General features: G+C 62.8%; 25 protein-coding genes and 1 pseudogene. 16 read left to right on the top strand and 10 right to left on the bottom strand.

From position 1 onward, the window contains the following. Positions 1–82: 82 nt before the first annotated feature. Both L2Y97_RS22550 and L2Y97_RS13450 read left to right on the top strand, forming a co-directional pair. Positions 83–202: pseudogene (locus L2Y97_RS22550) on the top strand (DUF6538 domain-containing protein); the annotation flags it as partial. A gap of 84 nt (positions 203–286) precedes the next feature. After that, entirely contained in the window at positions 287–1,582 is a 1,296-nt protein-coding gene (locus tag L2Y97_RS13450) for a site-specific integrase (protein ID WP_247427357.1), read from the top strand. 279 nt (positions 1,583–1,861) lie between these two features. Here the strand turns inward: L2Y97_RS13450 and L2Y97_RS13445 are convergent, their stop codons facing one another. Then, entirely contained in the window at positions 1,862–2,188 is a 327-nt protein-coding gene (locus L2Y97_RS13445; protein ID WP_247427354.1) for a hypothetical protein, read from the bottom strand. Positions 2,189–2,215: 27 nt separating this feature from the next. Next, positions 2,216–2,422, bottom strand: a complete 207-nt coding sequence (locus L2Y97_RS13440; RefSeq protein WP_247427351.1) for a ribbon-helix-helix protein, CopG family — start codon at positions 2,420–2,422, stop codon at positions 2,216–2,218. 458 nt (positions 2,423–2,880) lie between these two features. Here L2Y97_RS13440 and L2Y97_RS13435 point away from each other — a divergent pair, with 458 nt between their 5' ends. The 4 genes from L2Y97_RS13435 to L2Y97_RS13420 all read left to right on the top strand — a co-directional run bounded on the left by L2Y97_RS13435 (position 2,881) and on the right by L2Y97_RS13420 (position 9,356). Beyond that, positions 2,881–5,856 carry a sensor histidine kinase gene (locus tag L2Y97_RS13435; protein WP_247427348.1) on the top strand — a complete coding sequence of 992 codons (2,976 nt, stop codon included), beginning with the start codon at positions 2,881–2,883 and terminating at the stop codon, positions 5,854–5,856. A 71-nt stretch (positions 5,857–5,927) separates the two neighbouring features. Further along, positions 5,928–7,601, top strand: a complete 1,674-nt coding sequence (locus tag L2Y97_RS13430; protein ID WP_247427346.1) for an FAD-dependent oxidoreductase — start codon at positions 5,928–5,930, stop codon at positions 7,599–7,601. 109 nt (positions 7,602–7,710) lie between these two features. Then, positions 7,711–8,346: a response regulator gene (locus L2Y97_RS13425; protein WP_247427343.1), complete on the top strand. Its 636-nt coding sequence runs from the start codon at positions 7,711–7,713 to the stop codon at positions 8,344–8,346. Between the two features lie 311 nt (positions 8,347–8,657). Next, positions 8,658–9,356, top strand: coding sequence for a hypothetical protein (locus tag L2Y97_RS13420; RefSeq protein ID WP_247427340.1), 699 nt, complete (start codon positions 8,658–8,660; stop codon positions 9,354–9,356). On the opposite strand, the gene L2Y97_RS13415 is transcribed toward L2Y97_RS13420, so the two are convergent. The 3 genes from L2Y97_RS13415 to L2Y97_RS13405 form a co-directional block, all read right to left on the bottom strand. After that, the gene (locus L2Y97_RS13415; RefSeq protein ID WP_247427338.1) at positions 9,353–9,760 is read right to left on the bottom strand and encodes a hypothetical protein; all 408 of its coding nucleotides are present in this window, start codon (positions 9,758–9,760) and stop codon (positions 9,353–9,355) included. The two genes, L2Y97_RS13420 and L2Y97_RS13415, sit on opposite strands and share 4 nt — an antisense overlap. 83 nt (positions 9,761–9,843) lie before the next feature. Next, the gene (locus L2Y97_RS13410; RefSeq protein ID WP_247427335.1) at positions 9,844–10,329 is read right to left on the bottom strand and encodes a hypothetical protein; all 486 of its coding nucleotides are present in this window, start codon (positions 10,327–10,329) and stop codon (positions 9,844–9,846) included. Further along, the gene (locus L2Y97_RS13405; protein WP_247427333.1) at positions 10,326–10,811 is read right to left on the bottom strand and encodes a hypothetical protein; all 486 of its coding nucleotides are present in this window, start codon (positions 10,809–10,811) and stop codon (positions 10,326–10,328) included. Before L2Y97_RS13405 ends, L2Y97_RS13410 begins: the two co-directional genes overlap by 4 nt. 100 nt (positions 10,812–10,911) lie before the next feature. Between L2Y97_RS13405 and L2Y97_RS13400 the strand changes: the two genes are divergently transcribed. Continuing rightward, the gene (locus tag L2Y97_RS13400) at positions 10,912–11,430 is read left to right on the top strand and encodes a hypothetical protein (protein WP_247427330.1); all 519 of its coding nucleotides are present in this window, start codon (positions 10,912–10,914) and stop codon (positions 11,428–11,430) included. On the opposite strand, the gene L2Y97_RS13395 is transcribed toward L2Y97_RS13400, so the two are convergent. Then, positions 11,378–12,061, bottom strand: a complete 684-nt coding sequence (locus L2Y97_RS13395; protein ID WP_247427327.1) for an alpha-ketoglutarate-dependent dioxygenase AlkB family protein — start codon at positions 12,059–12,061, stop codon at positions 11,378–11,380. The genes L2Y97_RS13400 and L2Y97_RS13395 overlap by 53 nt on opposite strands. Positions 12,062–12,063: 2 nt before the next feature. Beyond that, entirely contained in the window at positions 12,064–12,819 is a 756-nt protein-coding gene (locus L2Y97_RS13390) for a hypothetical protein (RefSeq protein ID WP_247427325.1), read from the bottom strand. A 91-nt stretch (positions 12,820–12,910) separates the two neighbouring features. Here L2Y97_RS13390 and L2Y97_RS13385 point away from each other — a divergent pair, with 91 nt between their 5' ends. From L2Y97_RS13385 to L2Y97_RS13355, 7 genes are all read left to right on the top strand, one after another. Beyond that, positions 12,911–13,156 (top strand): hypothetical protein, encoded by a 246-nt coding sequence (locus tag L2Y97_RS13385; protein ID WP_247427322.1) that lies wholly within the window; start codon positions 12,911–12,913, stop codon positions 13,154–13,156. A 39-nt stretch (positions 13,157–13,195) separates the two neighbouring features. Next, positions 13,196–14,113 (top strand): hypothetical protein, encoded by a 918-nt coding sequence (locus L2Y97_RS13380; RefSeq protein WP_247427320.1) that lies wholly within the window; start codon positions 13,196–13,198, stop codon positions 14,111–14,113. A 161-nt stretch (positions 14,114–14,274) separates the two neighbouring features. Continuing rightward, positions 14,275–15,711: a catalase gene (locus L2Y97_RS13375; RefSeq protein ID WP_247427318.1), complete on the top strand. Its 1,437-nt coding sequence runs from the start codon at positions 14,275–14,277 to the stop codon at positions 15,709–15,711. A gap of 71 nt (positions 15,712–15,782) precedes the next feature. Further along, positions 15,783–17,174: a dihydrolipoyl dehydrogenase gene (gene lpdA, locus L2Y97_RS13370; protein WP_247427316.1), complete on the top strand. Its 1,392-nt coding sequence runs from the start codon at positions 15,783–15,785 to the stop codon at positions 17,172–17,174. 161 nt (positions 17,175–17,335) lie between these two features. Next, entirely contained in the window at positions 17,336–17,926 is a 591-nt protein-coding gene (locus tag L2Y97_RS13365) for a hypothetical protein (RefSeq protein ID WP_247427314.1), read from the top strand. A gap of 95 nt (positions 17,927–18,021) precedes the next feature. After that, a complete protein-coding gene (locus L2Y97_RS13360) occupies positions 18,022–18,945 on the top strand; it encodes a hypothetical protein (RefSeq protein WP_247427312.1) in 924 nt (307 codons plus the stop codon). Between the two features lie 94 nt (positions 18,946–19,039). After that, the gene (locus L2Y97_RS13355; protein ID WP_247427310.1) at positions 19,040–19,297 is read left to right on the top strand and encodes a hypothetical protein; all 258 of its coding nucleotides are present in this window, start codon (positions 19,040–19,042) and stop codon (positions 19,295–19,297) included. On the opposite strand, the gene L2Y97_RS13350 is transcribed toward L2Y97_RS13355, so the two are convergent. From L2Y97_RS13350 to L2Y97_RS13340, 3 genes are all read right to left on the bottom strand, one after another. After that, positions 19,294–19,833: a hypothetical protein gene (locus L2Y97_RS13350; RefSeq protein ID WP_247427308.1), complete on the bottom strand. Its 540-nt coding sequence runs from the start codon at positions 19,831–19,833 to the stop codon at positions 19,294–19,296. The genes L2Y97_RS13355 and L2Y97_RS13350 overlap by 4 nt on opposite strands. Before the next feature lie 115 nt (positions 19,834–19,948). After that, complete coding sequence (locus L2Y97_RS13345; RefSeq protein ID WP_247427306.1) at positions 19,949–21,586, bottom strand: hypothetical protein; 1,638 nt, start codon at positions 21,584–21,586, stop codon at positions 19,949–19,951. Positions 21,587–21,715: 129 nt separating this feature from the next. Next, positions 21,716–22,015, bottom strand: a complete 300-nt coding sequence (locus tag L2Y97_RS13340; protein WP_247427304.1) for a hypothetical protein — start codon at positions 22,013–22,015, stop codon at positions 21,716–21,718. A gap of 235 nt (positions 22,016–22,250) precedes the next feature. Between L2Y97_RS13340 and L2Y97_RS13335 the strand changes: the two genes are divergently transcribed. Together L2Y97_RS13335 and L2Y97_RS13330 are read left to right on the top strand one after the other, a co-directional pair. Next, a complete protein-coding gene (locus L2Y97_RS13335) occupies positions 22,251–22,604 on the top strand; it encodes a hypothetical protein (RefSeq protein ID WP_247427301.1) in 354 nt (117 codons plus the stop codon). A gap of 74 nt (positions 22,605–22,678) precedes the next feature. After that, a complete protein-coding gene (locus L2Y97_RS13330) occupies positions 22,679–23,476 on the top strand; it encodes a hypothetical protein (RefSeq protein WP_247427299.1) in 798 nt (265 codons plus the stop codon). Positions 23,477–23,656 lie beyond the last annotated feature (180 nt).

The raw sequence follows: 23,656 nt of genomic DNA, 5'->3' as shown, positions 1-23,656 counted from the left end.
TTTTTTGGTAATAAAATCAGTCACTTGCACTTGACCTGCCAAACCGCCATCGGGACACATTTCGGGACACATTGGAGTCCCGATGCGCATCCCGCACTACCTGGTCCGGTCACCCAGTGGCATCTTCCATTTCCGGCGGAGAGTGCCGGTTGTTCTTCGTGTGTTGTTCCCACACGCCGTCATCAAGAAAAGTCTTTCCACGCGAGACCTCGGTCCTGCGCGTGACCTCGCCCTCGAACTTTGGCGTGCGTATGATGAGCTCCAATCGGTCGTCAGGACGCGTGGCATGGCAGGGAAGAAGTGGAACGTCGATGAGCTCGCCGCATTCCTCAACCGGAATGGCAAGACGTACAAACTGAAAGTCGGCGCCGACGGGTCCGTCGAACTCGAAACCAGGGACGCCGCCGACCACATGGAGGCGATGGAGGCCATCGCCCGCATTGGCGACATGCACAAGGAAGCCATGGTCCAGACGTTGATGCGCGACAGCGCACCCACGGATGCACGTTCTCCCGCAGCACCCACATCAGTCGCGCACACGACCATTGCTGCACAGCGCTCGGTGCTTGCCCCTGCAGCCCCCAGTGCCGTCATGCTCCTCGAAAAAGCAGTCACGCAGTGGGTCAAGGACATCCAGCAGTCGACCCGTGGCAAGACCCTCGTGTCAAAGCGCCAGGCGCTTGAAGATTTCGTTCGGACCGCAGGTGCAGACACCCCCGTCCACGACTGCACGCGGGTGGTCATTGGGGGATGGGTGTCGGAACTGCGTGCGAGAAACCTCGCCACACCGACCATCGTCAACCGGCTGTCGTATCTGCGGGGCTTTCTCGAATGGGCAAAAGGAAAAGGCTTTGTCGACTTTCCCAGGAACGACAACCCGGCCTCGGGTCACGCGACCTATGGTGCGCGTGAAAAGCGCCTGCGGAAAAAGCATGGCTTCAAACCATTTACCGACGCACAGCTCAAGGTCCTCTTTGCGCCGGACAATCTCAAAAAGATTGAACCCGAAGCCCGCCTTGGTGTGTGGATGGGACTTTTCACCGGCGCGCGGGTTTCCGAAATTGGCCAGCTCATGCTCGACGACTTTTTTGACGTCGACGGCATTCCCTGTCTGCGGATTACGGATGAGGGCGACGGGCAGAGCACGAAGAACGATTTTTCCAATCGCGTCATTCCCGTCCACCCCGAGTTCATCAAGATGGGACTCTTGAAGCGCGTTGAACGCTTGCGGGCTGAAGGCGAAAAGCGCCTGTTTCCCCGCGTGGGTCGTCGTGCCACAAAAGCCGGGGCGGCCACAAACGGCAAGGGTGACTGGTTGTCCAAGGCCTTCGGCCGCCATCTTGGCGAACTGCTGGTCAAGCCCGAAACGGGCAAACTCGGTTTCCACAGTTTCCGCAAGACCCTGATTCAAACCCTTCAGGCCAAGGGCGTCCAGGCGGAAGTGCGCGCGGCGTATGTTGGCCACGACCTCGACGACGAGCACCATGCAAGTTACGGCATGGATGCACCCAAGAAGCAGGTGCTCGATGCCATCCGACTGCTGGACTTCCCGGTCACGCCGGCTCGGGACGTCTTCGCTTGACGGCATGGCCCGGGACAACAGGTTCGCGGGCACATCACACCGCGCAAAAGACGCGGCCCATTCAAGGGTGATGCTTCGTCGGGCGGTACGACGACTGCCGCGTCGGCGACTAGGGCAGTGCGGTGGGCGTTGAGTCGGGCGTCGACAGGAGGGTGGCTGGTGCCGGCCCTGTGTTTCGGGCGGATTGGAATCCGTGCCCTGCGTTGTCGGTGGCATCGACAAGCCTGGATGTGGACGGGGGAGTGTCAATGCACCGACCGGATGCTGTTGCGTCCTGGGCTACTTCGCCTGGCTTCCGAAGTAAAAGCCGGTCGCGGCGCCAACGAGTGAGCCAACGGGCCCGATGACGAGCTCGAGGATGCCCTTCAGGTGGTCGAAGTCTGCGCCGACCGCAACACAAAACAACGTAAAGCAGCAGATGACCGCCAACAGCCATGCAAGGAGGTAGGCGAGCTTGCGGCGCGCCTCGTCCATGGCTTTCCCGGCATTGTATGGCTCGGTCTTTGGTGGCGGCGACTGGGTGATTGTCAGATGTGTCGCGGCGACGGGCACATACGGGGTGGTGCTGACCTCGTCAAACAATTCGATGTCGCCCAAGTCTTCCATGCTGACCATCCTTCTGTCTTGTTTGGCTTACCGGAAGATGACCTGACGCATGCTGCCGTCCTTGTCCTCAATGAGGATCTTCTTTCCCTCATTGACTTCCTGACTGAGGAACCGCTCCATGCTGATGGCCTGCCGGAGGACTTCCGTGAGACTGATGCCTTTCTCTGCCGCGAGTGCGCGGAGTGCCTGGGTGACGTCGTCAGACAGGTTCACGGTCAGCTTGGTCTTGTCCATGGCGTGTACCTTGTACGGATATGTTGCGTATATCGTACGGCTTTCTGACGTCTTGTCAATAGATCTTTTTTTGTGGTAGATGCGTCCCTTTGGGTTGATGCCAGCGACGGCCCGGTCCCTCCGGTGACCCGGCTCAGGGCAGGATTGGACGGGGCTGTTCGCCCCATCCAGCATCGCTCCCGGCTGCCAAGCCCAGGCTCAATTGACAGTCGGCCATGACAGGCTTCATATTATGAATTGACTATCCGCTTGGCTGGCGTTTTGAGTACCCGCGTCAGCGACTTCGGCGTCGGTCGCGCGGTTCAGTGGAGTGATCAAGGCCATCCCGCGAGTGCTCGCGCCGCTCGGGCATGCGGTGCCCCGTGCGCGCAGTGCGCGGAAGTATCGTTGCCACCGTGGAACACAGGAGTTGTCGTTTGGCGGTGTTGCGGGCCCTTGCATGGCGTTGGCAGGTGTGGATGCTGCTGTCACTGTGGTGTCTGTCCGCAGGCACACCAGCCGCCCCGTCTTTGCCGTTGTCCCAGTACGACCATTTCGCGCAACGCTTCCTGCATGAGGCGCCGAACGAAATCATCCTGATGACCGAGTCATCCGATGGACTGCTGTGGCTTGTCAGCGGCAGCAAGCTCCTCACCTTTGATGGTCTGCGCATGGCGCCCTACCGGTCTCCGGCAGGTCAACCGGAGTTGCCGCTCGATATCCCGACCGCCCTGATGACGGCAAGGGATGGAACGGTCTGGGTGGGATACACCACGGGCGACATTGCGAGTGTTGGTACAGGCGGGACCCGGGTCTTTGGTCATGACACGGGTCTGCCCAACACCGACATCGAATCCATCTTCGAGGATTCATCAGGAAGTGTGTATGCGGAAACCGAGGCCGGCGGCATTTTTGTGCTGCAGGGCTCAACGTGGGTGGTGCGCTACGGCATCCGGCGCGACACCCGCTTCTCCATGGACTCGGCCGATACCCTTTGGGGCGCGTCGCCAGGAAAGATTTCCTGGCTGGCAAGAGGTGAGCGCTCACCGCACGAGATTCCAACACGCGGTTGGTCGGCCGATGTGCTCCACGAAGCACCGGACCATTCGATGTGGGCCCTTGCCCGTCGTGAGGCACCTTCTGCCGCGCATGCAGTGGGTCGTGGGTGCACGCTCCGTCGCCTTAACCTGCCGGGCCACCGCGCGGAAGAGTTGGCCGTTCCCGTCCCCTGCGGGCCCGTGGGGCGGGGCAACCTCTGGCTCGATGCCGACGGATCGGTTTGGGTCGCATCCTTCTCGGGTGCGTTGCATGTGCGACCGTCCGCCGACCCCTCGTCGGATGGGTCGCACGCCTGGACCGTCGAAGGGTTCACCGCAGCCAACGGTCTGACCAGCGACTCGGCCTATCTTGTCCGCCGCGACAGTTTTGGCAATGTCTGGTTTGCCGGCAAGGATGGCCTTGACCGCTTCACTCCGCCGACGCTCCACAAGTTCGACAGCATTCCGGAGCATCAACTCAAGCTCGCTGCGGGCCCTGCCGGGCATGTGTGGATTGCCGGCTGGCACACGCCGCTGCGCCTCGTCGGCACTGGCGAAGACACGGTCCATGCAACGGAGCGGCAGTGGTCGACGCTCTACGGGGCCCCCGACGGGGCCCTGTGGGCTGCCACCAGCAATCCGTCGGGATTCGGCGTTGCAAGGCCTGGCGGGAAACACTTCGAGGAGATTTCCCTTCCGAAAAAAGGCTCGTTTACCGCGCAGGCCATCACCGGGGATGCAGACGGCATCCTGGTGTCCTATGAGGGGCTGTGGCGCTATGCAAACGGCACATGGTCATCCATTGACCAGGGCGACCTCAACGACGTCGACGAGCCGGTTGCAATGCTGACCGACCGCAGGGGGCGTGTCTGGCTCGGTTATGCGGACGGACCCCTTGCCTCGTTGCAGGGCAACACCATTCGGCGCTGGGATGGGGACGTTGGCATGGTTGAGGTGTTCCTCGACAGTTCGAGGGGAGTGTTTGCTGGCGGGGCGAAGGGCATAGCCTTTTTTGACGGGCAGCGCTTTCGGACCTTGCGGACCGACGACCCGCTCACCGTCCATAATGTCTCCGGACTCGTGGAGGCGCCCAATGGGGATGTCTGGGTCAACGGCGAGGAAGGCGTTGCACTGCTTTCGGCCGGCGAGGTTGGCCAGGCCCTGGCGGACCCAGCGCACGTCATCGAGGTCCAGTCGTTTTCGGGCGGCGACCTCTCGGGTGGCCGTTCACCGTATGTGCGTCCCAGTGCGGTCCTCGACGGGGCAGGGCGCGCCTGGTTTTCCATCTCCCGCTACATCGCATACATCGACCTCGGACAGAAAACGCCCTTGCGCCCGCCGAGCAAGGTCAGCATCCGTTCCATTGAGGCCGACAGTGTGCCCCTTCATGCTGGCGAGGCAATTCCCGCAGGGACCCATACGTTGTCCATCGGGTACGTGGGCGTCAACCTCGCCGCACCCGAGCAGGTCCGTTACCGCTATCGCCTCGATGGTGAGGACAAGGCCTGGCGTGATGCGGGGCGTGGCACGGAAGCCATATACACAGGCCTGAAGAATGGCAAGTACCGCTTTGAGGTGATGGCGTCCAACGGTGCGGGGACGTGGACGACGCTGGCGACACCGCTGGAGCTCGACGTCCTGCCGCTGGTATACCAGACGCTCTGGTTTCGTCTGCTTTGCCTCCTCGCAGTGGTCACGTGCCTTCTCGTGCTGGTGCAGCTGAGGGTGCGCGCCGCCGAGACCGAGGTCCGCGCCCGTCTCTCCGGGCGCTATGGCGAGCGGCTGCGCATCTCGCGCGAGTTGCACGACACCCTCTTGCAGGGGGTGCAGGGCCTCGCCATGAAGTTTTCGGCATTGGCAAGGCAGGTTGTCGACCAGCCTGACCTGAGCGAACGCATGGAGCTTGCCCTCCGGCAGGCAGACCAGTTGATGGTAGAGGGGCGAAACCGCGTCCAGGACCTGAGGTCGGATGCACCCGACGACGCAGACCTCATGACGCGTCTGCAGCACATCGCACACATGAGCCTTGTCGACACTGCGGTTGCCGTCGCGTTTGTCGAAACCGGCAAGGCAAGGCCGCTTTCGCCTTCGGTCCATCTCGAATTCGATGCTATCGCGCGCGAAGCACTGACCAACGTGGCAAGGCACGCGCGCGCATCGGAAGTCTGCATCTCGGTCCTGTTCAGGCCAAGGGCCGTGCATCTCATCATTGCAGACGATGGAGGCGGCATACCTGCGGACGTCCTGGCGGCGGGTGGCCGTCCCGGACATTGGGGCCTGCGCGGCATGCATGAACGGGCGGCAGGCATCGGCGGTCGGCTCAAGGTCCTCTCAGCGGACCCGTCAGGCACCCGGCTCGAGCTCATCCTCCCCGCGTCGATTGCCTTTGCCGAGCGCAGGAAGAGACGCGCGGGCTGACGAGTGCAACGGCGTTGGAGCGAAGTGCCACCGACGGGTGCGGACTCCACAATTTTTTAAGGAAGGCGGTGATGGACAAGAAGAAAGCTGGCGGGTCCCGCAGTTCGCGTCGTGCGAAGGGTGGAGAGGGCGGTGCGTTTGCCTTCTCCAGCGAGATGATTGGCCGGCTCATGCCGTACGGCACAATCGAGGCGGTCGGGCAGGACGCGGTCCTGTTTGAGCGTGGCAGTCGGGAGGCGGACTTCGTCATCGTCCTCAGTGGTGCCGTCCAGTTGTCCGGGGAGAAAAAGAGCCGGCTCGGAAGGGCAGGCATCACGCTGATCAAAGGCCAGTTCTCCGGCGAACTCGACCTCTACAGCGGGCGGGAGACACTGCTCAACTGCAGGGCTTCTGCCCGAAGCACCGTCCTCAGGATTGCGCCAGAGGCGCTCCGGCGCCTGATTCACACCGAACTCGACATTGCCGACGTCATCACCCAATGCTGGATGCACAGACGCACGCTGTTGCTTGAGAGCTGCGCGGGCGGCGCCATCGTGTTCGGCGCGGCAATGGCGCCCGATACCACCCGACTGCAGCAGTTCCTTTTCCGCAACAACTATCCTCACCGCGTCCTCGACCCTGTCTCGAACGGCACGGCGGAACTGCTGCTTGCCGGGATGGACCTGCCGCCGAACGGGCTCCCGGTCGTCTTTCTGTCCGACAACCGCATCCTGCACAATCCATCGAACGAGGCAGTCGCCCGGGCGCTTGGCATCAGCAACGTCTTTGACGCCGACGCGCTCTTTGACGTGGCAATCGTCGGTGCCGGTCCCTCCGGCCTGGCCTCGGCCGTTTATGCCGCATCCGAAGGCCTGCGCACGATTGTCATTGATGGCAACGCGCCCGGCGGACAGGCCGGGACGAGCTCCCGCATCGAGAACTACCTCGGGTTTTCCAATGGCGTATCTGGCCAGGAGCTTGCGTCCGCAGCCGAGGTGCAGGCCCAGCGGCTCGGTGCGCACCTTGAAATCTCCCGTGAGATTGTGCGCATGGAGCCCGACGCTCGCATCCATTCGCTTGTCTTTGCCGATGGCCAGCGGGTGAGGGCGCGGACTGTCATCATCGCCACTGGCGCGCGCTATCGTCGGCTCGCCATTGACGGCAGCGAGCGGTTCGAGCGCCGGTCCATCCATTACGCGGCCACGACAGTCGAGACAGCGCGGTGCAGGGGGAAGGGAGCGCTGGTCATCGGGGCGGGCAACTCTGCCGGGCAGGCGGCGCTCCATCTTGCCGCGACGGCAAGGGAGGTGCACCTTGCGGTGCGCGGCGCGTCCCTGGATGCGACGATGTCGCACTACCTCGTCCAGCGCATCCGTTCAAATCCGCGAATCAGTGTGCACCTGCAGACCGAGCTTCGCAGGATTGTCGGGGAGGAGACGCTCGAGACAGTGGTTCTCGAGCGGAAGGGCCTGGGCGATGTCATCGAATGCGACGTCGGCGATATCTTCGTGATGATTGGCGCCAGTCCCAACACTGGGTGGCTCGGTGGCACGGTCGTTCTCGACCGAAATGGCTTTGTGTGCACCGGTGACGACGCCGGCGTAATCGGAGCCCGATACATGACCAGTACGCCTGGTGTGTTTGCCATCGGCGACGTGCGCCACGGCTCGGTCAAGCGCGTGGCCGCTGCCGTCGGCGAGGGCTCGGCGGTCATTGCCGACTTGCATGTATACCTCGGGGCGCTCGAGCCGGCCCTGGCGGTCTGAGGCCAATGACCGCCTTGACTACACGAAAGGACGACGCGGCGATGGTCGTGCCACGTCATCATGGCGATGGTTCGATTCTTTTGGCCGGAGCAACACAAAAGGTGCCCACATGAATGCCCCGGAGCGTCCGCGCATACGCATCCTCATTGTCGATGACCACCCGCTCATCCGTGAGGGACTCGGTGCAATGATTGCCAGTGAGCCGGACATGGCGCTCGTTGGTGAATCGGGAACCGGCGGGGGTGGCATCGACCGCTTCCACGCCGAGCGGCCTGATGTGACCATCATGGACCTTCGCCTTCCGGACATGAATGGCATCGATGTCATCACGGCAATCCGGGCCGCACATCCGGATGCACGGTTTGTCATGCTCACCACCTATCTCGGTGACGTCCAGGCGGCCCGTGCACTCAAGGCCGGTGCACAGGCCTATCTGCTCAAGGCGAGCCTTCGCACCGACCTCCTCGACACCATCCGTGCTGTCTACAACGGACAAAGGCGGGTGCCGGCAGAGGTTGCGTCGGAAATCGCGGAGTATGCTGCGGACGATTCGCTGACGGCACGGGAAGTCGAGGTTCTCGAGCAGGTGGCCAGCGGCAACTCCAATCGGGCGGTCGCAGACAGGCTCGAGGTGACGGAAGACACCGTAAAGGCCCACATGCGAAACATCATGGCCAAGCTCGGTGCCAATGACCGCACCCACGCAGTCACCATCGCGCTTCGCCGGGGCTTTCTCGACATCTGACCCGACGCGTCCCGTTGCAAACGCTTCCCGGGTGACGGCCTCCCGCCGACGCCTTGCCCGGGAATCCTTTCTTTCCGGACGCTGTGATGACGCGCCTGGTCCTGTCTGGCGATGCCGGTATGCCCCTCCTGCTGTCATGCCAGCACGGGGCGACTCGGCGATGATGTCCCTCGGCCGGTCGAGCCTCGCCCTGTCGGGGCAGTTGCTTGCTGGCGTGCGTCATCGCGCGACATCCTGTCACTTTGCCGGGACGACCAGCTGCTTGACCGGAGGCGCGTCCTTGCCAGGATGGGGGTCCCGCCAGGATTCCCATGGGCAACCTGATTGAGTATGCCGAGGACTTCACCGAGCTGTTGAACGATGTTCCGGATGTCGTCCGCGCCCGTGCATTTCATCCCGATGAATTCAATGTGCCATACGGCCGTCGTCAGCGACCCGAGGAGATGGCCGACTGGTTGTCGGCGGCCGGGTACATGCTGGCACCCGCTACACCCGAGGTCATGGCCGCCTATCCGTCTGCGGCGTGGATGAGCTGGCCGGCGAACTGGCCTTATGCGTTGACAGGCTCCCTCGGGCTTCTGCTCGTGGTCGATGACCTTGCGGGCATCATGCAAGAGCACCATCCGACTGTCGTGGACAGCTTGGCACGTGAGGCGTTCGAGACGGCCCTGCGCGAGGCGCTCCAGGACGGCGGCGCGGATGTGTTCGATGCCACACGTGCCTGGCTTTCAGGACCTGAAAAAAAGGCAGCACTCGTTCCGGATGTCTTGCTCATGCAGGGGCCGGGCGCGTGCAGGAACACTTTTAGCGGCAGGGTGATGTCACCGGAGGAGTGGTCGCCTGCACGATGGCGGCATGGCGCTTGCTTGTCCCATATCCACGCTCGTGAAACGCGGGAAAGTCCTTATCCGGTCCGGGAGGCTGCGCTGCGGGTTCTCCTTGAAGAAGAACATCGTCTCCTTGACCGTTTGGAGGGAGCAGACGGGAGCAGTCGGCGCCAGCGCCTCTAGGGAGGCTTTGGCCGTGACGGGTCGTGGCGGAATGTTTGGGCGTCGAGCATCGTCTTGATGAGGCGCTCTTCGACCGGGGTGGCCTCCCGGACGTCGAGATACGCGAACACCTCAATCAGCGAGGGTTTGCGAAGGAAGAATGCGCCACGCCGGGCATCGATGGATCGTCGCATTCTGCGGATGCGGCTTCGCGCTGCGGCGAGGCTCTTGCTTGGCATCGACAGGCACTGCTTGCTGCCACCTTTCGCTCGAATGACATATTCGCGAGCGCGGCTTTCGCGCCAACGGAGCGCCTTGCCCGGTGTTCCGGCGACGACAAGGAAGGCGACTTCGGCAATCTCATAATCCGGGTCCGTCGGGACACCGTCATGAACGCGGGTAAGCAACATCACGGATGGGCCCATGTCACCTCGTCTCCGGTTGGCTGCATGCGCAAACCGGCCAGCAGCCGCTCTGTAACCTTGCTTCGCGGCGTGTTTGTCTGGAATCAGGCAATCAGGTGCAGAATCAAACCTGCATTGCCCGAATACGATGTCCCGTCCTCGTAGGTATCGAGCGACGCGTTCGGGTCAACCTTCTTCAACGCCTCCTCAATGGCGTCCCGGGTCGACTGGGGAACCCGGGCCAACGCCTGGCTCGGGGTCTCCTTGCCGTCCTGGTCGACAACCTCGTCGCTTTGCCGTGGGAGCACACCTGGGAGTACCCCGGCCTGGGCCGAGCGCTGGAGGTAAGCCGTGCCGGAAACGCTCACGGAAAGGGAGGTGCCAGCAGTGATGTTTGACGTGTTGATGGTCATGTCCGGAATCCTGGATGGGCTGCCCAGATAGGCTTTCGGCAGCAGGCCCGGCGACTTTAGCAAGACTTCAGAAAAAAAAGCATGTGACATTTTTCTCTTGTGCGGCAAATTGCCGGCCTCGCCGTTGCCGCCAATGCCTTGACGAGAAATCTGCATCGGATAGAACGGGTCTTTCACAGGAGACGACCGTGGCACCGACCGAAAAGACGCTCTCGCAAAATCTTGGGCACTGCGGATGGGTATTGCAGCGAACCCGTGTCAATCCGGACAGCGAATGGCACCGGTGGCTTGTCCGTCACGAGGGAACCGGTGAGGCATTCCGCTTTGACCTGTTGGACGAAGTCGACCGCTTCTGGCGCAGTTGCTTCCATGCGCACATCGCGATGGTTGTGCGAGGCGAGGTCGTGGCCGGCTGGCTTGACGACGGTGTGCTCGGAGATGCCGTCAAGGGATGGCTCGAGGGGGCAGGGACACGACTGCCGCAGGCCCTTCGCGAACCCGTACGGACCATTCCCGTCCCGCCCGTCCCCGTCCGGTGGCGGACGAGGGCCGTGCGCCTCGGACATCTCCTCCCGCCAGGTGGCCACGAGTTGCGCCGTCATGTGCGGGATGCCGTCGCCCGCCGGGAGCGGGCGCATCTTGACAGTCTCGTCGACCACGCAGCTTGTCGACGCACGGTGCGCCGCCTCTGAACGGTGCGCTCTGCTCTTGACAGGAATCAATCCCAGGGTAGATGTGTATTTTTGAGGGGATTGGCCCATGGGGTACGGAACCATCGAAGAGGCCACGGAAGAGCTCCTGCTCGGGCGCTGGTGCGTGACACCGACGCCGCAAGTCGAGCAGGAGGCATGGGGCCTTTGGACGATTGAGCCGGCGGAGGGCGGTTACCGCATCTCGGCGTCGACGGTCGACGAGGTCTGGGAGTTCTGGATGATGTGCTATCGCGCGCACCTCGTCGCCGAACAGTCCACGGCCGTTGTCCTCGCACTCCACGCAAGGGACGAAGCCGGCATGGCGGCGCGCATTGAGGAGTGGGCATCCGGCGTGGTTGCAACGCCCCCGGCGCAGGTCGAAAGCGCCCTGCGGGCAGCGTTGCCAGGCTTTCGCGCCCCCGGCCCCTGGTGGCGGCAAGAAGTGAAGTCGCTCGGTGCCGTGCGCCGACCGGACGAGCATGACCTCCGCACTTCGGTACAGCTTGCCCTCATCAGGCAGCTGCACGACAGGCTCACCGCCGCTTCGGATTCACGGGGCCCGGCGTCGCCGGGCCGGCGCCTTTAGAACGGTCCTCGCTGCTGCCGCTGCGGGTGCGTACCGCCCGGAACGTCAGGCTGATGCGCGGACCGGTTACCCCCGCTTCCTTGTTGATGGCATGCTGCCAGTTCGCCTGCGTTTGACCGGCCATCAGGAGCATGGTTCCGTGGGCGAGCATGACCTTGACCGGGGTGCCGTTCTGTTCACTTCGCCGGCGGAACAGAAATGCCCGTGACGCGCCGAGCGTCAGTGACGCAATGACCGGCTCCGGGCCGAGTTCGGGCTCGTTGTCGCTGTGCCAGCCCATTGAGTCATTTCCATCGCGGTAGAGGTTCAACAGCACGCTGTTGAACCTCGCGCCCGAGAGGACTTCCATCCGTCTGCGCAACCGTTGAAGGAGGCCGGTCCAGGGCAGGGGGGCGAACGTTGCGCCCGAATAGCGGTACGCAGCGCCGTCGTCGCCATACCAGGCAATCTGCCTCGGCTGCATGCGCTTCTTGCCCCAGATGACCACCTCACGGCTCTCCCAAGGGGTGTGCGAGAGAAGCCTGCGGAAGGCAAAATCGGCCTCATCGGGACCGAGGGCATCCGGAAACAGGCGGACGTCCGCGTCCGCCAGCGGTACCCGGTCCCCTGAAAGGTCGAACAGGTCAGGCATTGCTATACCTTTTCAAACACGCCATACCAAAGCTTCGCTTTCAGCCGGGGCGAGCGCCCGAAACGGTCCAGATATTCCTTCAAGTCAGACATCTGCTCAGAAGAGCGGGGCCACATCGACACACCCTTTTCCTCGAGCTTGCGGAAGCCGGCCCGCTGCATCGCTGCCCGAATGAAGGCAACAAAGCCGGGGGAATCGTTGTCCAGAACCACGAACTTTGCACCTGCCTTTGCGTTCTGGCCGATATCGTCCCAGAAAGCGTCGGTTTGCGCGCCGAACCTTGCGACTTCGGAAAAGAAGTAGGAGCTGACAAAAAGGTCGGCTTTGAGGAATTTTCGCTGGTCCCGATAGGTGTGGGGCAAGAGCACATCAATCGGCTGCACGGTGCTCGTCACATTGATGAGCGTGCCCAGATGGCGTCCGATTTCACTCCATGCGTCCGCCCACGCACCCTCCTTGTCGCACAGGTAAAACATGAGCGACTGGGTCTGGCGGTTGTGGTGGTTGAGAACGTACTGCAGCGTGCCGAGCATTTCGCTGCCCGGGCCACCGCCGATGCACGAAACGAGGGGATACTGCTGACGGAGAAGCAGATCGTCAATGTGCTCGTCGGCCATCTCGAGGACCTGTCGGACATAATCGGCGTGTGCCGCAACGTACGAGTAGACGTAGGCAAACCGCGTGGCCGCAGGGGCGTAATTGATGGGTGTCGCGGTTGCGTCTTCGAGCCGCCGGTAATTGGCGCTGAGCGTATCCATCTCCTTTTTCAGGACGGCATCCGTATTCGTACCGAACTGTTTTCTGACCTCGTGTTCAAGGTCTTTGAGCGTGTTGTAGACGAGCTAGAACATGGTCGTCGCGGTCGTGCTGTTCATCTCTTCCCTGTTGTCCGTGAAGCCATGCGGGCGCATGGCCACACTATCATCGGGAAGTCATCCGGATGCGGCAATTGGCGGCATGCACGTTTTCGGCATTTCTTGGTCTTGGCGGGCAATGAGGTTGGAAGCAGGCAAAAAAAATCGCAATCATGCAACGAGTGGTGCTGCGTCGCTGGGGCCAAACGCAGACCTGCGCAGCACGCCGCGTGGTGGATAATGGTTGCAGGCGGGCCAGGCAGGTCCGGTGGAGACGCGCATGGACATGACCCGGACGCAGTACTGGCAGAACTTCCAGCTTGGCACCGAACTCGATGTCGCCTGCGGCTTCATGTACGACGGCTTGCGGAACCTTCGCGACCTGCATGACTTCCGGGAAGAGTCGGACGTCTTCCCTGTGCTCTACAACCTCGCGGTGGGTCTTGAGCGCTTGCTGAAGGTGGCCGTCGTCCTCCTGGAGTTCACGGACGAAACCGACATCACGGCGTTCGAAGATGACCTGCGGACACACAACCACGGCGAACTGATGCGCAGGGTGAGGAAGCGGGTAACCGTCAACCTCTCGCCTTGCCACAACGAGTTCATCGCCCTGCTTGCGACCTTTTACAAATCGCATCGCTACGACCGGTTCAATCTCTCGAGTGTGTCTGATGCTGCCAAGGACAAGGCGGCATTCCTCGCCTTCCTCGGCAAGCACCTGCGCATCGATGTGACGGACGATGGATTCTTCGTCTATCCGGGAAACTCGCCCCGCATCCGTGCCTTCCTTGGCAAGGTCTTGCGCCACATCGCCATCCAGCTCTACGACATCATCCGGAAGGCCGCCCAGGCCAAGGGGCTCTACACCCACGAGCTGCGAAACGGCGGGAAGGCCTCAAAGCTCCTCCTTGAGGAAGATTTCTCATTTGCCTCCGACGACCTCGTCTGGAAGGAGGTCTTCCTCTTCCTCCTCAACACGAGGCGGCGGAACGGCTACAAGAGGTTCCTCAAATCCATCAAGCCGCTCGACCTCGACATCGCCCACCTGCCTGATTTCCTCTCGGTCCTCCGGGGGGAGGTCCAGTCCGACGTGGCCGAGCAGGTCGAGACACTCTGGGAGGAGCTCGACGGGCCGGCGCGGAAGGAGCGCATGGAACGGCTGTCTCTGATTGGGGCACCGGGCGTGTCCTTCGACTGAGGTCACCACGAACGGCCCCGGAGCAGTCGGCTCCACGTTTTTTCCAATCGCCGACCATTTGGACGGCCTATCGTGCCGCGCGAACCTTCCCGTTCCGGCACTCGGGCCGTTGCCTGCAGCACGCCGGGCCAACCACCCATGACCTGGTCAAAGGCAGTTCCATGAGCAAGCTCACCACCGCGTTCGGCGCCCCCGTCGCCGACGACAACAACACCATGACCGCCGGTCCGCGCGGCCCCGCGCTCCTCCAGGACGTCTGGTTCCTCGAAAAGCTCGCGCATTTTGACCGCGAAGTCATCCCCGAGCGCCGCATGCATGCCAAGGGCTCGGGTGCCTTTGGCACATTTACCGTCACCCACGACATCTCGAAGTACACCCGCGCGAAGATTTTTTCGGAAGTGGGCAAGACGACGGAGATGGTCGCACGCTTTTCGACCGTCGCCGGCGAGCGCGGCGCAGCGGATGCCGAGCGCGATATCCGTGGTTTTGCCCTGAAGTTCTACACGGAAGAGGGCAATTGGGACCTCGTCGGCAACAACACGCCGGTGTTCTTCCTCCGGGACCCCCTGAAATTCCCGGACCTCAACCGCGCCGTCAAGCGCGACCCCCGTACCGGCATGCGAAGCGCGCAGAACAACTGGGACTTCTGGACGTTGCTCCCGGAAGCCTTCCATCAGGTCACGATTGTCATGAGCGAGCGCGGCGTGCCGAAATCGTACCGCCACATGCATGGCTTCGGCTCCCACACCTACAGCTTCATCAATGCAGCCAACGAGCGCTTCTGGGTCAAGTTCACGTTCAAGACCCAACAAGGCATCGAGAACCTGACGGACGCCGAGGCGGGCGCCGTCGTTGCAGTCGACCGCGAATCGCACCACAGGGACCTCTATGAGTCCATCGAGCGCAAGGACTTCCCGAAGTGGACGCTCTTTGTCCAGGTGATGCCGGAAGCGGATGCTGCAAAGACCACCTACAACCCGTTTGACCTGACCAAGGTCTGGCCGCGCGCTGACTACCCCCTGATTGAAGTCGGTGTCATGGAGCTCAACCGGAATCCTGAGAACTACTTCCAGGACATGGAGCAGGTGGCCTTCTCCCCGGCCGTCATCGTCCCGGGTATTGGTTTTTCCCCCGACAAGATGCTCCAGGGCCGGCTCTTTTCCTACGGTGACGCGCAGCGCTACCGCCTCGGCGTCAACTACGCCCAGGTCCCGGTCAATGCGGCCAAATGCCCGGTCCATGCCTATCACCGGGATGGTGCCATGCGCGTTGACGGCAACGGCGGTGGGTCGACCCACTACGAGCCCAACAGCTACGGTGCGCTTGCCGCCCAGCCGGATTTCTCCGAGCCGCCGCTCGACCTCGGCGACGCCGTGGCCAAGCGCTGGAACCACAGGGAAGACACCGATTATTTCTCGCAGCCGCGAAAGCTGTTCGAACTGATGGACGCCGGCCAGCGCCAGGCGCTGTTTGACAACACCGCCCGCTCCATCAAGGGCGCATCGCAAGAGGTTGTCCAGCGCCACATCGACAACTGCACGATGTGCCACCCCGCCTACGGCCAGGGTGTGGCCGACGCCATCGCAAAACTCGGTTGAGGTCGTTCACAGGGCGGCGCGTCACGCCGCCCTGTGTTTTTTCAGCCCAGCGTGTTCCAGGGGAAAACAACATGAGCCAATACGACGTCCTTGTCATCGGCGGAGGCCCGGCCGGGTACAACGCAACCATCCGCGCCGGCCAGCTGGGGCTGAAGGTCGCCTGCATCGAAGGTGCGCCGGTCCTCGGCGGGACGTGCCTCAACGTCGGCTGCATCCCGTCCAAGGCGCTGCTGCATGCAAGCGAGCTCTTCGAGATGGCCAGGGACGACTTTGCGAGGCTCGGCATCCGGGTCTCCCCGGAACTCGACCTCGCACGGATGATGGCGCAGAAAGACGAGAGCGTTGCTGCGCTCGGCAAGGGCGTCGAGTACCTCTACCGCAAGAACAAGGCCGAGTGGATAAAGGGCTGGGCCAGCATCGCAGCGCCTGGTGAGGTTGACGTGCGGAAAGACGACGGGAGCACCGAGCGGTTGACGGCTCGTGACATTGTCATTGCCACAGGGTCGGTGCCGGCTTCCCTGCCTTTTTTGCCCGTTGACGGCGTGCAGGTCGTCGATTCGACCGGTGCCCTTGCGCTGTCGTCGGTACCCCGGCATCTGGTCGTCATCGGCGGTGGCGTCATCGGTGTGGAGATTGGGTCGGTCTGGCGCCGCCTCGGGGCGTCGGTCACCGTCGTCGAGCTCATGGACCATATCTGTCCGGAAGCCGACCAGGAAGCGGCAAGGGCCCTCCAGCGGGCACTGGCAAAGCAGGGCATGGCGTTTCGTCTGGGCGCGAAGGTGACCGGCGCGACGGTGTCCCCCGGGAACGTGGCCCTCTCGGTTGAATCAGCCGATGGTGCGGCTTTGATTGAGGCGGATGTCGTCCTTGTCGCCGTCGGCCGCGTGCCGTCGACCAGGGGACTGGGGCTGGAGCGGGTCGGCATCACGCCCGACCGGCGGGGAACAATCCTCCACGACCACCATCAGACCGGGGTTCCCGGCATCTGGGTCATCGGTGATGTGACCACCGGGCCGATGCTCGCCCACAAGGCCGAGGAGGAGGCCATTGCCTGCATCGAGCGAATTGCCGGCCGGGCAGGGCACGTCAACTACGGCGTCATTCCCAGTGTCGTCTACACGCGCCCTGAGCTCGCCAGTGTTGGACAGACCGAAGAGCAGCTCAAGGCCGCCGGGCGGCGATACACCGTCGGCAAGTTCGCCTTCCAGGCCAACAGCCGCGCGAAGGTCAACCATGAGGCCGAGGGGTTCGTGAAGGTGTTGGCCGACACGGACACGGACCGAATCCTCGGGGTTCACATGGTCGGTCCCGGCGTCAGTGAGCTCATCGGCGAGTACTGCGTGGCCATGGAGTTTCGCGCGTCGAGCGAGGATGTCGCACGCACGTGTCATCCGCATCCGACCCGGTCCGAAGCTTCGCGGCAGGCGGCCATGAATGTCGATGGCTGGGCCATGCAGTCCTGACGGAGCAACCGGCGACGACTTGCCGGCACCGGTTCGTGCCTGGTGTCGGCATTCCGGCGCGGAAAGCGGGAAGGCGCGGTGACGTGGAGATGGTTCAAAAATTGCATGCTTCGGTTCGGGCTCCCCCTCCACCGCCCGACTGCCAATCCGGAAAGACAACCATGTACACACAGACCCTTTGCAGCATTGTCCCCTCGCAACCCGATTACGCCTCGGTCAAATCGAAGTTCCCGGGGCTCAAGGACACCAACGTCAACGGTACGCTGACCGGCCAGATTCAGCGGATGCTCGACAACATCGACACGCTCTCCGGACCTGGCTCCTCGAAGACCCTCCTCGACGGCTTCGGCGTCAAGGCCGGTGACATCGCAAACCTCGACCCGGATACCCGGACGAAGCTCTCGGAGAAGGTCACCAACCGCTATATGAGCGCCATCAAGGAGGCAGCCGGCGACACCATGGGCAGCTTCGCCGATGTCTACGGCAACCTCACGGGCGACGCGGCAACGGAGGCGTCCCCGAACGGGACCACGACGGCGACGGCCTCGGGGAGCATCGGGTCGTTCATGGGGCCGCAACCGGACCAGACCGGCACGGCCACGGCGGCCAGTGCGGTCGACCCTGCCGGAACGCTCGCCGACATCCTCATGCGCAGCGTTGCCTACCGCATACCGGCCACGAATGCGGCCCATGAAGCAACGACGGAAGACCCGAAGGTGGCAACCGCTGCACCGGCCACACCGGCCGTCTGAAACAACACCTCTTCTTCCCCGGCCGGGCAGGGCCCCGGGAGCAGCATCCCGGCCAGAACGCCGGGTCCCTCCCTACTCGACAAGGCGCCCTGCACGTGACCCTCCCGCACCAGACTTCTCCCGACAGCAGTGGACAGACCGGCGACGTTGCGGCCAACAGCTCCTTTGGTGTTTGCGCTTTCGTTGACCTGCTCGGCTTTGCCGAGGAAGTCCGCAATGTCTCGTCCTTCGATGACCTCAAGCGAAGCCGCGACCGAATCCATCGGGTCCGCGAACGGTTCGATTTCAACCCCGATGACGAGACCGTGCTCGAGGTCCAGGAGATGTACCAAAAGCGCGTGCTCGCCTTTTCCGATTCGGTCATCGCCTACTTCCCCCTCCGCTCGCGTGCCATCGAAATCCAGGGTGACTTCGACCCTGTCTTCAGCGAGCTGGTCGGGTTTGCCGAGGCGCAGGGGGCGGGTGTCGTCTTCAACGGGGACTTCATCCGGGGCGGGGTTGAACTCGGATGGTGGTTCGAGGAAGGGGCGACCCTCATCAGTGACGCACTGGTCGAGGCGCACGGGCTCGAGACCCGGGCCGACGTGCCGGTGCTGGCCATCGGCGAACGCCTGTACAAGCACGCCCGTTCGCATCGCGACCGGGGCTTTTATGCCACCGACATCGACCCCGTGGCCACGTCGTTCCGCCTGTATGAAGGCACGTACAAGCGCGGTCCGACCCGGTTTTATTACCTCGACTACATCCGCATCTGCCTCGAGTCCATCCACGCCCTGGAGACCCTCGCCGAGCTCGAGCTCTACAAGGCAACACCGTCTGGCAAGGCTCGCCAGGCATTGCTCGATGAGGGTTACCGCGCCAAGTTGCTCGATTGGCTCACCCGTCATGGTCAGCGCATCAAGGACGCCCATGCGGCAGCGCCCGGGCCTGCAAAGTCCAAGTACGTGTGGCTGGCCGGTTATCACAACGAGATGTGTGACCTGCACCTTGCCAACCCGTCGTGCTACTGCCGGCTTTGAGCATCCCATGAAGAAATACCAACGAATTGATGTCTTCCTCTCGCGACTTTCCTCCGCTCCAGGCTATGTGTCCGTAGCGGCCGCCTGGAGTGGCATGGGCGACATCCTGGATGACGTGGAGGCCGAATTCGCTCCGGCTGGAGCGGACCAAATGCGGATGCCTTCGCAGACCGGGCAATCGTTCAGGACGTTTGAGGATGGCGGTGTGCGCATCATGCTCATTGGGCATCATCTGTACATCAACCCCACCGGTGCCATCGGGTGGCAGTCGCACGTGGACATGGACCATTTCATGTTCACCAAGCCATCGGCGGCGGGCGACGCTTTCGTGCCCCGGCCCGTCGATGCCTAGAGGCGACGGTGTCGGTGAGGTGTACTCGCTTCGGCAATCTGGTGCGAGAGACGGACGTGCTCCTCTGCGATGTCTCGGACTTTAAGCCGCTCGACAACGCGCGCTGCCCAGTTCACACCCTGCGTTTCCACCTCATGCCACCGGCGGCCTCGCGCCAGCGTTGCCATCCACGTTGGCCATCCGTCCGGCAGCTGCGGCTCGGGCGCTGTGCAGATGGCAATGGCCTGGTTGAGATACCGCGTCGGCAGGTCCTCGATGACGTCATAGGGCGGCGCGCGCAGATACCGTCCCCCGTTCGCGGCAATGTCGAAGAGAAAGTCCGCTGCGAGTCCGCACTGGACAATGTCACCGGCCGTGCTTCGCCAGTATCGCCACAGGCCGCCAACCCCGGGGCCATACCTGGGTGCGAAGGGAGCTTCGACGTCATGGGCATCAAACAGCGACCATGCCTGGCTGTCGCTGTCGGGTCCGATGGCTGGGGGCTTTGCGTTCCAGCCGAAGGCGTGGAAATAGGCAACGGTCTCGTCCGGGTTCATCCATCCGTTGTAGCGACCACGGCGCGTCCGGCAAGCGGCCTGCGACCGATTGCCGTGGCACGCGAGGCAGACTGTCGGGAGAGGTGGTGCGGTCAGTGCCGCACCACCCGATGCATCAGGGGCCGGCCTGCCAGATGACGGTGCCCTGCCAGACAATCTGGGCCACACCATCGTTCCGGATGTTGAACCAGGCACCCGGGTGGCCGGCAGTGCCGGACGCCCAGCGGGGGACGCCGCCGGTGTCGTATTCGACGAGGTTGCCGTCGCCCTGCATGACGGTTGTCGGGATGGCGTGGCCCGCCGTCCCGCTCGAGTAAAGCTTCGTCGTGCCACGGTAGACGACGAGGTCGCCGTTGGCATCCTGCGAGACACGGACACCATTGCTGCACGAGTAGAGCGGGTGGGACTTGTCGATGACCTGGTTCGCCACCAGGGTGCCACACTCCGGCATGGGGTCGAGGGGACCCGGGTCGGTGGGCACCGTCTGGGTCAGCGGGTCGATGCCCTTCATCATGCGGCTCGCGTTCCACACCACGCGCAGGTACCAGTCGGTCGGCAACGACAACCCATCCGCGTCCTGGTTAATCCACGTCGTCTCGCTGGGCGCTTCGCTGGCGTTCCGGGCGTTCTTCAAAAGCGCCGTGCCTTCGTTGACCTCGTCGAACATGGCAATCTTCACAAACGGTGCGCCGGCGGACTTGGCGTTGTATATCTGCTCCCAGAGCAGCTGTCCCCCTACGCGGGGTGCGTCATTGGTGGCGAGCTTTGTGGTGGGATTGCGGCCAGCGGAGCCCGGGATGGCCACAGGCATGTACAGCTGGTGGTTTGCGGCTGTCAGCGCAAGGTCGGGAACAATCTTCGTCCGCTGCCAGTTGTCGACCTCGGCCACCGTCGAATAGGCGCCAACCGGCCAGGGCTGGATGATGTCCGCCTCGGCCAGCACGCGCGCCCAGTCCGGGTCCGCGCCCCGGTTGGGGTCCTCCCAGTTGTTGGGCACCCCTGCCATCACTTCGACGTGGGCCACGTCCCTGAACCAGCCGATGATGCGCTCACCGAGCGCCGCGCGCGGGACATGGCTGCCGTCGGCGCCAAAGCCAAGACCCCACAACGACACCAGCGGCTTTCCTGCATGGCGCTGGTAGGCCGGGCTGTCGGTGACATGCACGGTGTTGACGAGGTAGTTCCAGTCATTGGCGAGGTCTGCGATGACCTGGTCGTCGGAAACCACATCGTAATACCCGCCATGGGAGAGGTCGTACTCGATGGCGAACGTGCGCTGGTTGTCTTCGGCGGCGTGCATCGAGTGGCGCAGGACCGCATCGTTGCCCCTCTTGAGTTGCTCAATCTCGCCGGTAAAGCGCTGGATGAGCGCGCCGTCGATGCCGTACTCGCGCATCCACCGGAAATGGATGTCGGACGTCTCCTGTTCGAACGACGAGAAGAGGTAGGCGGGAGCGCCGTTGATGGTGAGCTTGGTCAGGGGACAGCGTCCTGCGGCACTCCATTCGGTCGTCACCGGGTAGGTGGTCACGTTGATGGACGCGGCACTGGGAATGTTGTCTGTCCAGTGGGAGTAGTTGTTGTCCGGACTCCCGTCTCCGGGGCAGCGGAACCACCCCTGGTAGCCGACGAGAATCTTGCCGTCGAGCGTCGACGGGTCGACCGGAGCCGAGTCGGCATGGGCAACCGTGCCGAGGAGGGGAAGGGCGAGACAGAGTGCCGCTGTAAGGCGGCGGCGCGTGATGCGGGTCATGGGCGTTCCTTGGGTGGGGTACCCCGTTGGTCGGGGCGCCTATCGTCGCCGAGACGGCAGGTCCCATCCGTGCCGTGGTGCACAGGTTTTGCAGATGCTTCACAAACCAAAGCGACAAGCGGCGAGGCATCAACTGTCCGGCACCTGGACAGATGTGCTGCAGGCGCAGTGGACCGCCTCGGTCAATGCGTTGAGCGCGAGACCGAAATCCCGTGCGGGCCGCTCACCGTTCGGGCCAAGGGCGCGGATAAGGGCGCTCGCGGCTTCGTGAATGACGCGCGTGTCGAAGAGGACATGGGGCGCATCGGCGATAATGGCGTGGGCGAGAAAGCGGAGCTCGTCGAAGTCCCGCTCGAGCGCCGCTTCATTCATGGCGATGGCGGTAAACAGGAGCGCCGTACAGTCCCGGGCGAGTGCAGGGTGGGTCATGCCGGGAAATGTACCTTCCGGGCGAAGTGGCAAGCTTGGACAGGACGGGCGACAACACCCCCTCGTTGACACCTTTGCCTCATTCCGTGTCTTTTGACCGATGGCGATATCGTTCACGCATTTCCGGCAACGGCACAAGGACTGGCATACGGGTGCGCTATCGTCCGGTCAGTCCATCGAGAGGTCGTTGCTTCCACCGAGGGATGGACGGAATTCTCCGACAGGAATGGAACGTATGGCCGTCTACTTCAAATCAAGTGCACCGAAGTCACTCCTTGAACAGTTTGATGCGCGCATCGCGCAGGCAGAACCCAAGGGAAGAATCACGACATGGGAAAAATCGGCCGACGGAAAGTACTACACGCACAAGGCACCTGACTGGGCTCGCAAGGCATGGTTCAAGCCCGTCGTTGACCAGGGGCGATTGCGGTTCAATATCATCCGGCCGCAGGGAGCGAACATCAGCGTGCAGGTCTATGGCTACTACCATGGCCATCTGGTCGAGACGTTCCTCAATCATTTCGACAAGTCCTTCGATGAGGGCACGTCGACGGCAAAACCCAGCCAGAATGACGATGTCTCGGCTTGACGCAGCCGGGGCCGGCGGAGTGAGTGCTGATATGAGGGAAGCTGCGGCCTGTGACCATGCCGAGAGGGACGCCGATGACTGTCTTTGATGCTGTCACGAAGGAGCCCTTCGAAGAGAAGGACATAACGTCCCGCATCGGTGAACTGAGGAGGAGGTCCCTGGTCGACCGCGACGGTTGTGCGGTCATTGCCGTCAACCATGCGACGAAGCCCCATTTCCGTCGGCTCGTCAGTGGGGATGAGCTGCTTGGCGGGCGGGAACAGCAGGACCGTGATTCCCATGACAACTGCAAAGCCTGGTTGCTCGGTCTGCTCAAGGTCGCCACGCGGCTGAAAGTGGTGACCTACAACTTCAACGAGGACGCAGCGGGGGATGGCGGTGAGGACGAGCGGTTCACGAGGCCGGTCCTCGCCGAGGTCGGGCAAGGCATTCGTTATGACTGGTTTGACGAAGCTCGCATTGGAGTGGATTTGGAGCGGTACATCCAGCCTGACCTCGCAGGGCGCCACGCCGGAACATTCGCCGCCAGGCCCTCCCAGCCCTCCATCGTCATCGAGGTTGTCAGGACCCACACGCCGGAGCCGGAGACACTTGCGGAATTGCTGAAGCTTTCTTGTACCGGGCACCTTGTTGTCTTTTACTTCGTTGGCAAGCAAAGACGTGACAGCAGGGGGGCGTTGATTGAGTATCAGTCCTCCAAGTACAACAGCGTCCGTGGCGCCGATGAACTCGAGCTTCGCGTGTCTTACTACCTGTACGGTGGCGAGGGCTTCAGGAGCGGCAAGGTCTTTGGTCGTCGTGCGAACGAATCGCCGGAGGCTTACGTGGCGTATCTTTCAGATTTGCTCAATGGGGCGACGAAGCGGGTCTGACAAACTGGTCACGAAGACAGGGCGCGCAACCACGAGGCAGGCAAAAAGGACGCTACCTGCCTGTTCAATGATGTCCTCATCGCACCGATAAGCCGTGAAGGCGTCACCCACAAGACGCGGTGAATCAGTCTCGTCATCGAATACAAGGGGAACAAGCGATTCTCTTCTGTTCCGGTCCAG

This window comes from Luteibacter aegosomatissinici, from assembly GCF_023078495.1.
Taxonomy (GTDB): domain Bacteria; phylum Pseudomonadota; class Gammaproteobacteria; order Xanthomonadales; family Rhodanobacteraceae; genus Luteibacter; species Luteibacter aegosomatissinici.
The sequence above is the reverse complement of the archived record's forward strand: the minus strand, read 5'-3'. Positions and strand labels throughout refer to the sequence as shown.

What these genes read in the sequence shown, in the direction of transcription:
- L2Y97_RS13435 (WP_247427348.1), top strand. Translation starts at nt 2,881, where the DNA reads ATGCTGCTGTCACTGTGGTGTCTGTCCGCAGGCACACCAGCCGCCCCG.
- lpdA (WP_247427316.1), top strand. Translation starts at nt 15,783, where the DNA reads ATGAGCCAATACGACGTCCTTGTCATCGGCGGAGGCCCGGCCGGGTAC.
- L2Y97_RS13450 (WP_247427357.1), top strand. Translation starts at nt 287, where the DNA reads ATGGCAGGGAAGAAGTGGAACGTCGATGAGCTCGCCGCATTCCTCAAC.
- L2Y97_RS13355 (WP_247427310.1), top strand. Translation starts at nt 19,040, where the DNA reads ATGGGCGACATCCTGGATGACGTGGAGGCCGAATTCGCTCCGGCTGGA.
- L2Y97_RS13390 (WP_247427325.1), bottom strand. Translation starts at nt 12,819, where the DNA reads ATGGATACGCTCAGCGCCAATTACCGGCGGCTCGAAGACGCAACCGCG.
- L2Y97_RS13335 (WP_247427301.1), top strand. Translation starts at nt 22,251, where the DNA reads ATGGCCGTCTACTTCAAATCAAGTGCACCGAAGTCACTCCTTGAACAG.
- L2Y97_RS13395 (WP_247427327.1), bottom strand. Translation starts at nt 12,061, where the DNA reads ATGCCTGACCTGTTCGACCTTTCAGGGGACCGGGTACCGCTGGCGGAC.
- L2Y97_RS13430 (WP_247427346.1), top strand. Translation starts at nt 5,928, where the DNA reads ATGGACAAGAAGAAAGCTGGCGGGTCCCGCAGTTCGCGTCGTGCGAAG.
- L2Y97_RS13350 (WP_247427308.1), bottom strand. Translation starts at nt 19,833, where the DNA reads ATGAACCCGGACGAGACCGTTGCCTATTTCCACGCCTTCGGCTGGAAC.
- L2Y97_RS13340 (WP_247427304.1), bottom strand. Translation starts at nt 22,015, where the DNA reads ATGACCCACCCTGCACTCGCCCGGGACTGTACGGCGCTCCTGTTTACC.
- L2Y97_RS13345 (WP_247427306.1), bottom strand. Translation starts at nt 21,586, where the DNA reads ATGACCCGCATCACGCGCCGCCGCCTTACAGCGGCACTCTGTCTCGCC.
- L2Y97_RS13445 (WP_247427354.1), bottom strand. Translation starts at nt 2,188, where the DNA reads ATGGAAGACTTGGGCGACATCGAATTGTTTGACGAGGTCAGCACCACC.
- L2Y97_RS13385 (WP_247427322.1), top strand. Translation starts at nt 12,911, where the DNA reads ATGGTCGTCGCGGTCGTGCTGTTCATCTCTTCCCTGTTGTCCGTGAAG.
- L2Y97_RS13420 (WP_247427340.1), top strand. Translation starts at nt 8,658, where the DNA reads ATGGGCAACCTGATTGAGTATGCCGAGGACTTCACCGAGCTGTTGAAC.
- L2Y97_RS13425 (WP_247427343.1), top strand. Translation starts at nt 7,711, where the DNA reads ATGAATGCCCCGGAGCGTCCGCGCATACGCATCCTCATTGTCGATGAC.
- L2Y97_RS13375 (WP_247427318.1), top strand. Translation starts at nt 14,275, where the DNA reads ATGAGCAAGCTCACCACCGCGTTCGGCGCCCCCGTCGCCGACGACAAC.
- L2Y97_RS13330 (WP_247427299.1), top strand. Translation starts at nt 22,679, where the DNA reads ATGACTGTCTTTGATGCTGTCACGAAGGAGCCCTTCGAAGAGAAGGAC.
- L2Y97_RS13440 (WP_247427351.1), bottom strand. Translation starts at nt 2,422, where the DNA reads ATGGACAAGACCAAGCTGACCGTGAACCTGTCTGACGACGTCACCCAG.
- L2Y97_RS13400 (WP_247427330.1), top strand. Translation starts at nt 10,912, where the DNA reads ATGGGGTACGGAACCATCGAAGAGGCCACGGAAGAGCTCCTGCTCGGG.
- L2Y97_RS13365 (WP_247427314.1), top strand. Translation starts at nt 17,336, where the DNA reads ATGTACACACAGACCCTTTGCAGCATTGTCCCCTCGCAACCCGATTAC.
- L2Y97_RS13380 (WP_247427320.1), top strand. Translation starts at nt 13,196, where the DNA reads ATGGACATGACCCGGACGCAGTACTGGCAGAACTTCCAGCTTGGCACC.
- L2Y97_RS13415 (WP_247427338.1), bottom strand. Translation starts at nt 9,760, where the DNA reads ATGGGCCCATCCGTGATGTTGCTTACCCGCGTTCATGACGGTGTCCCG.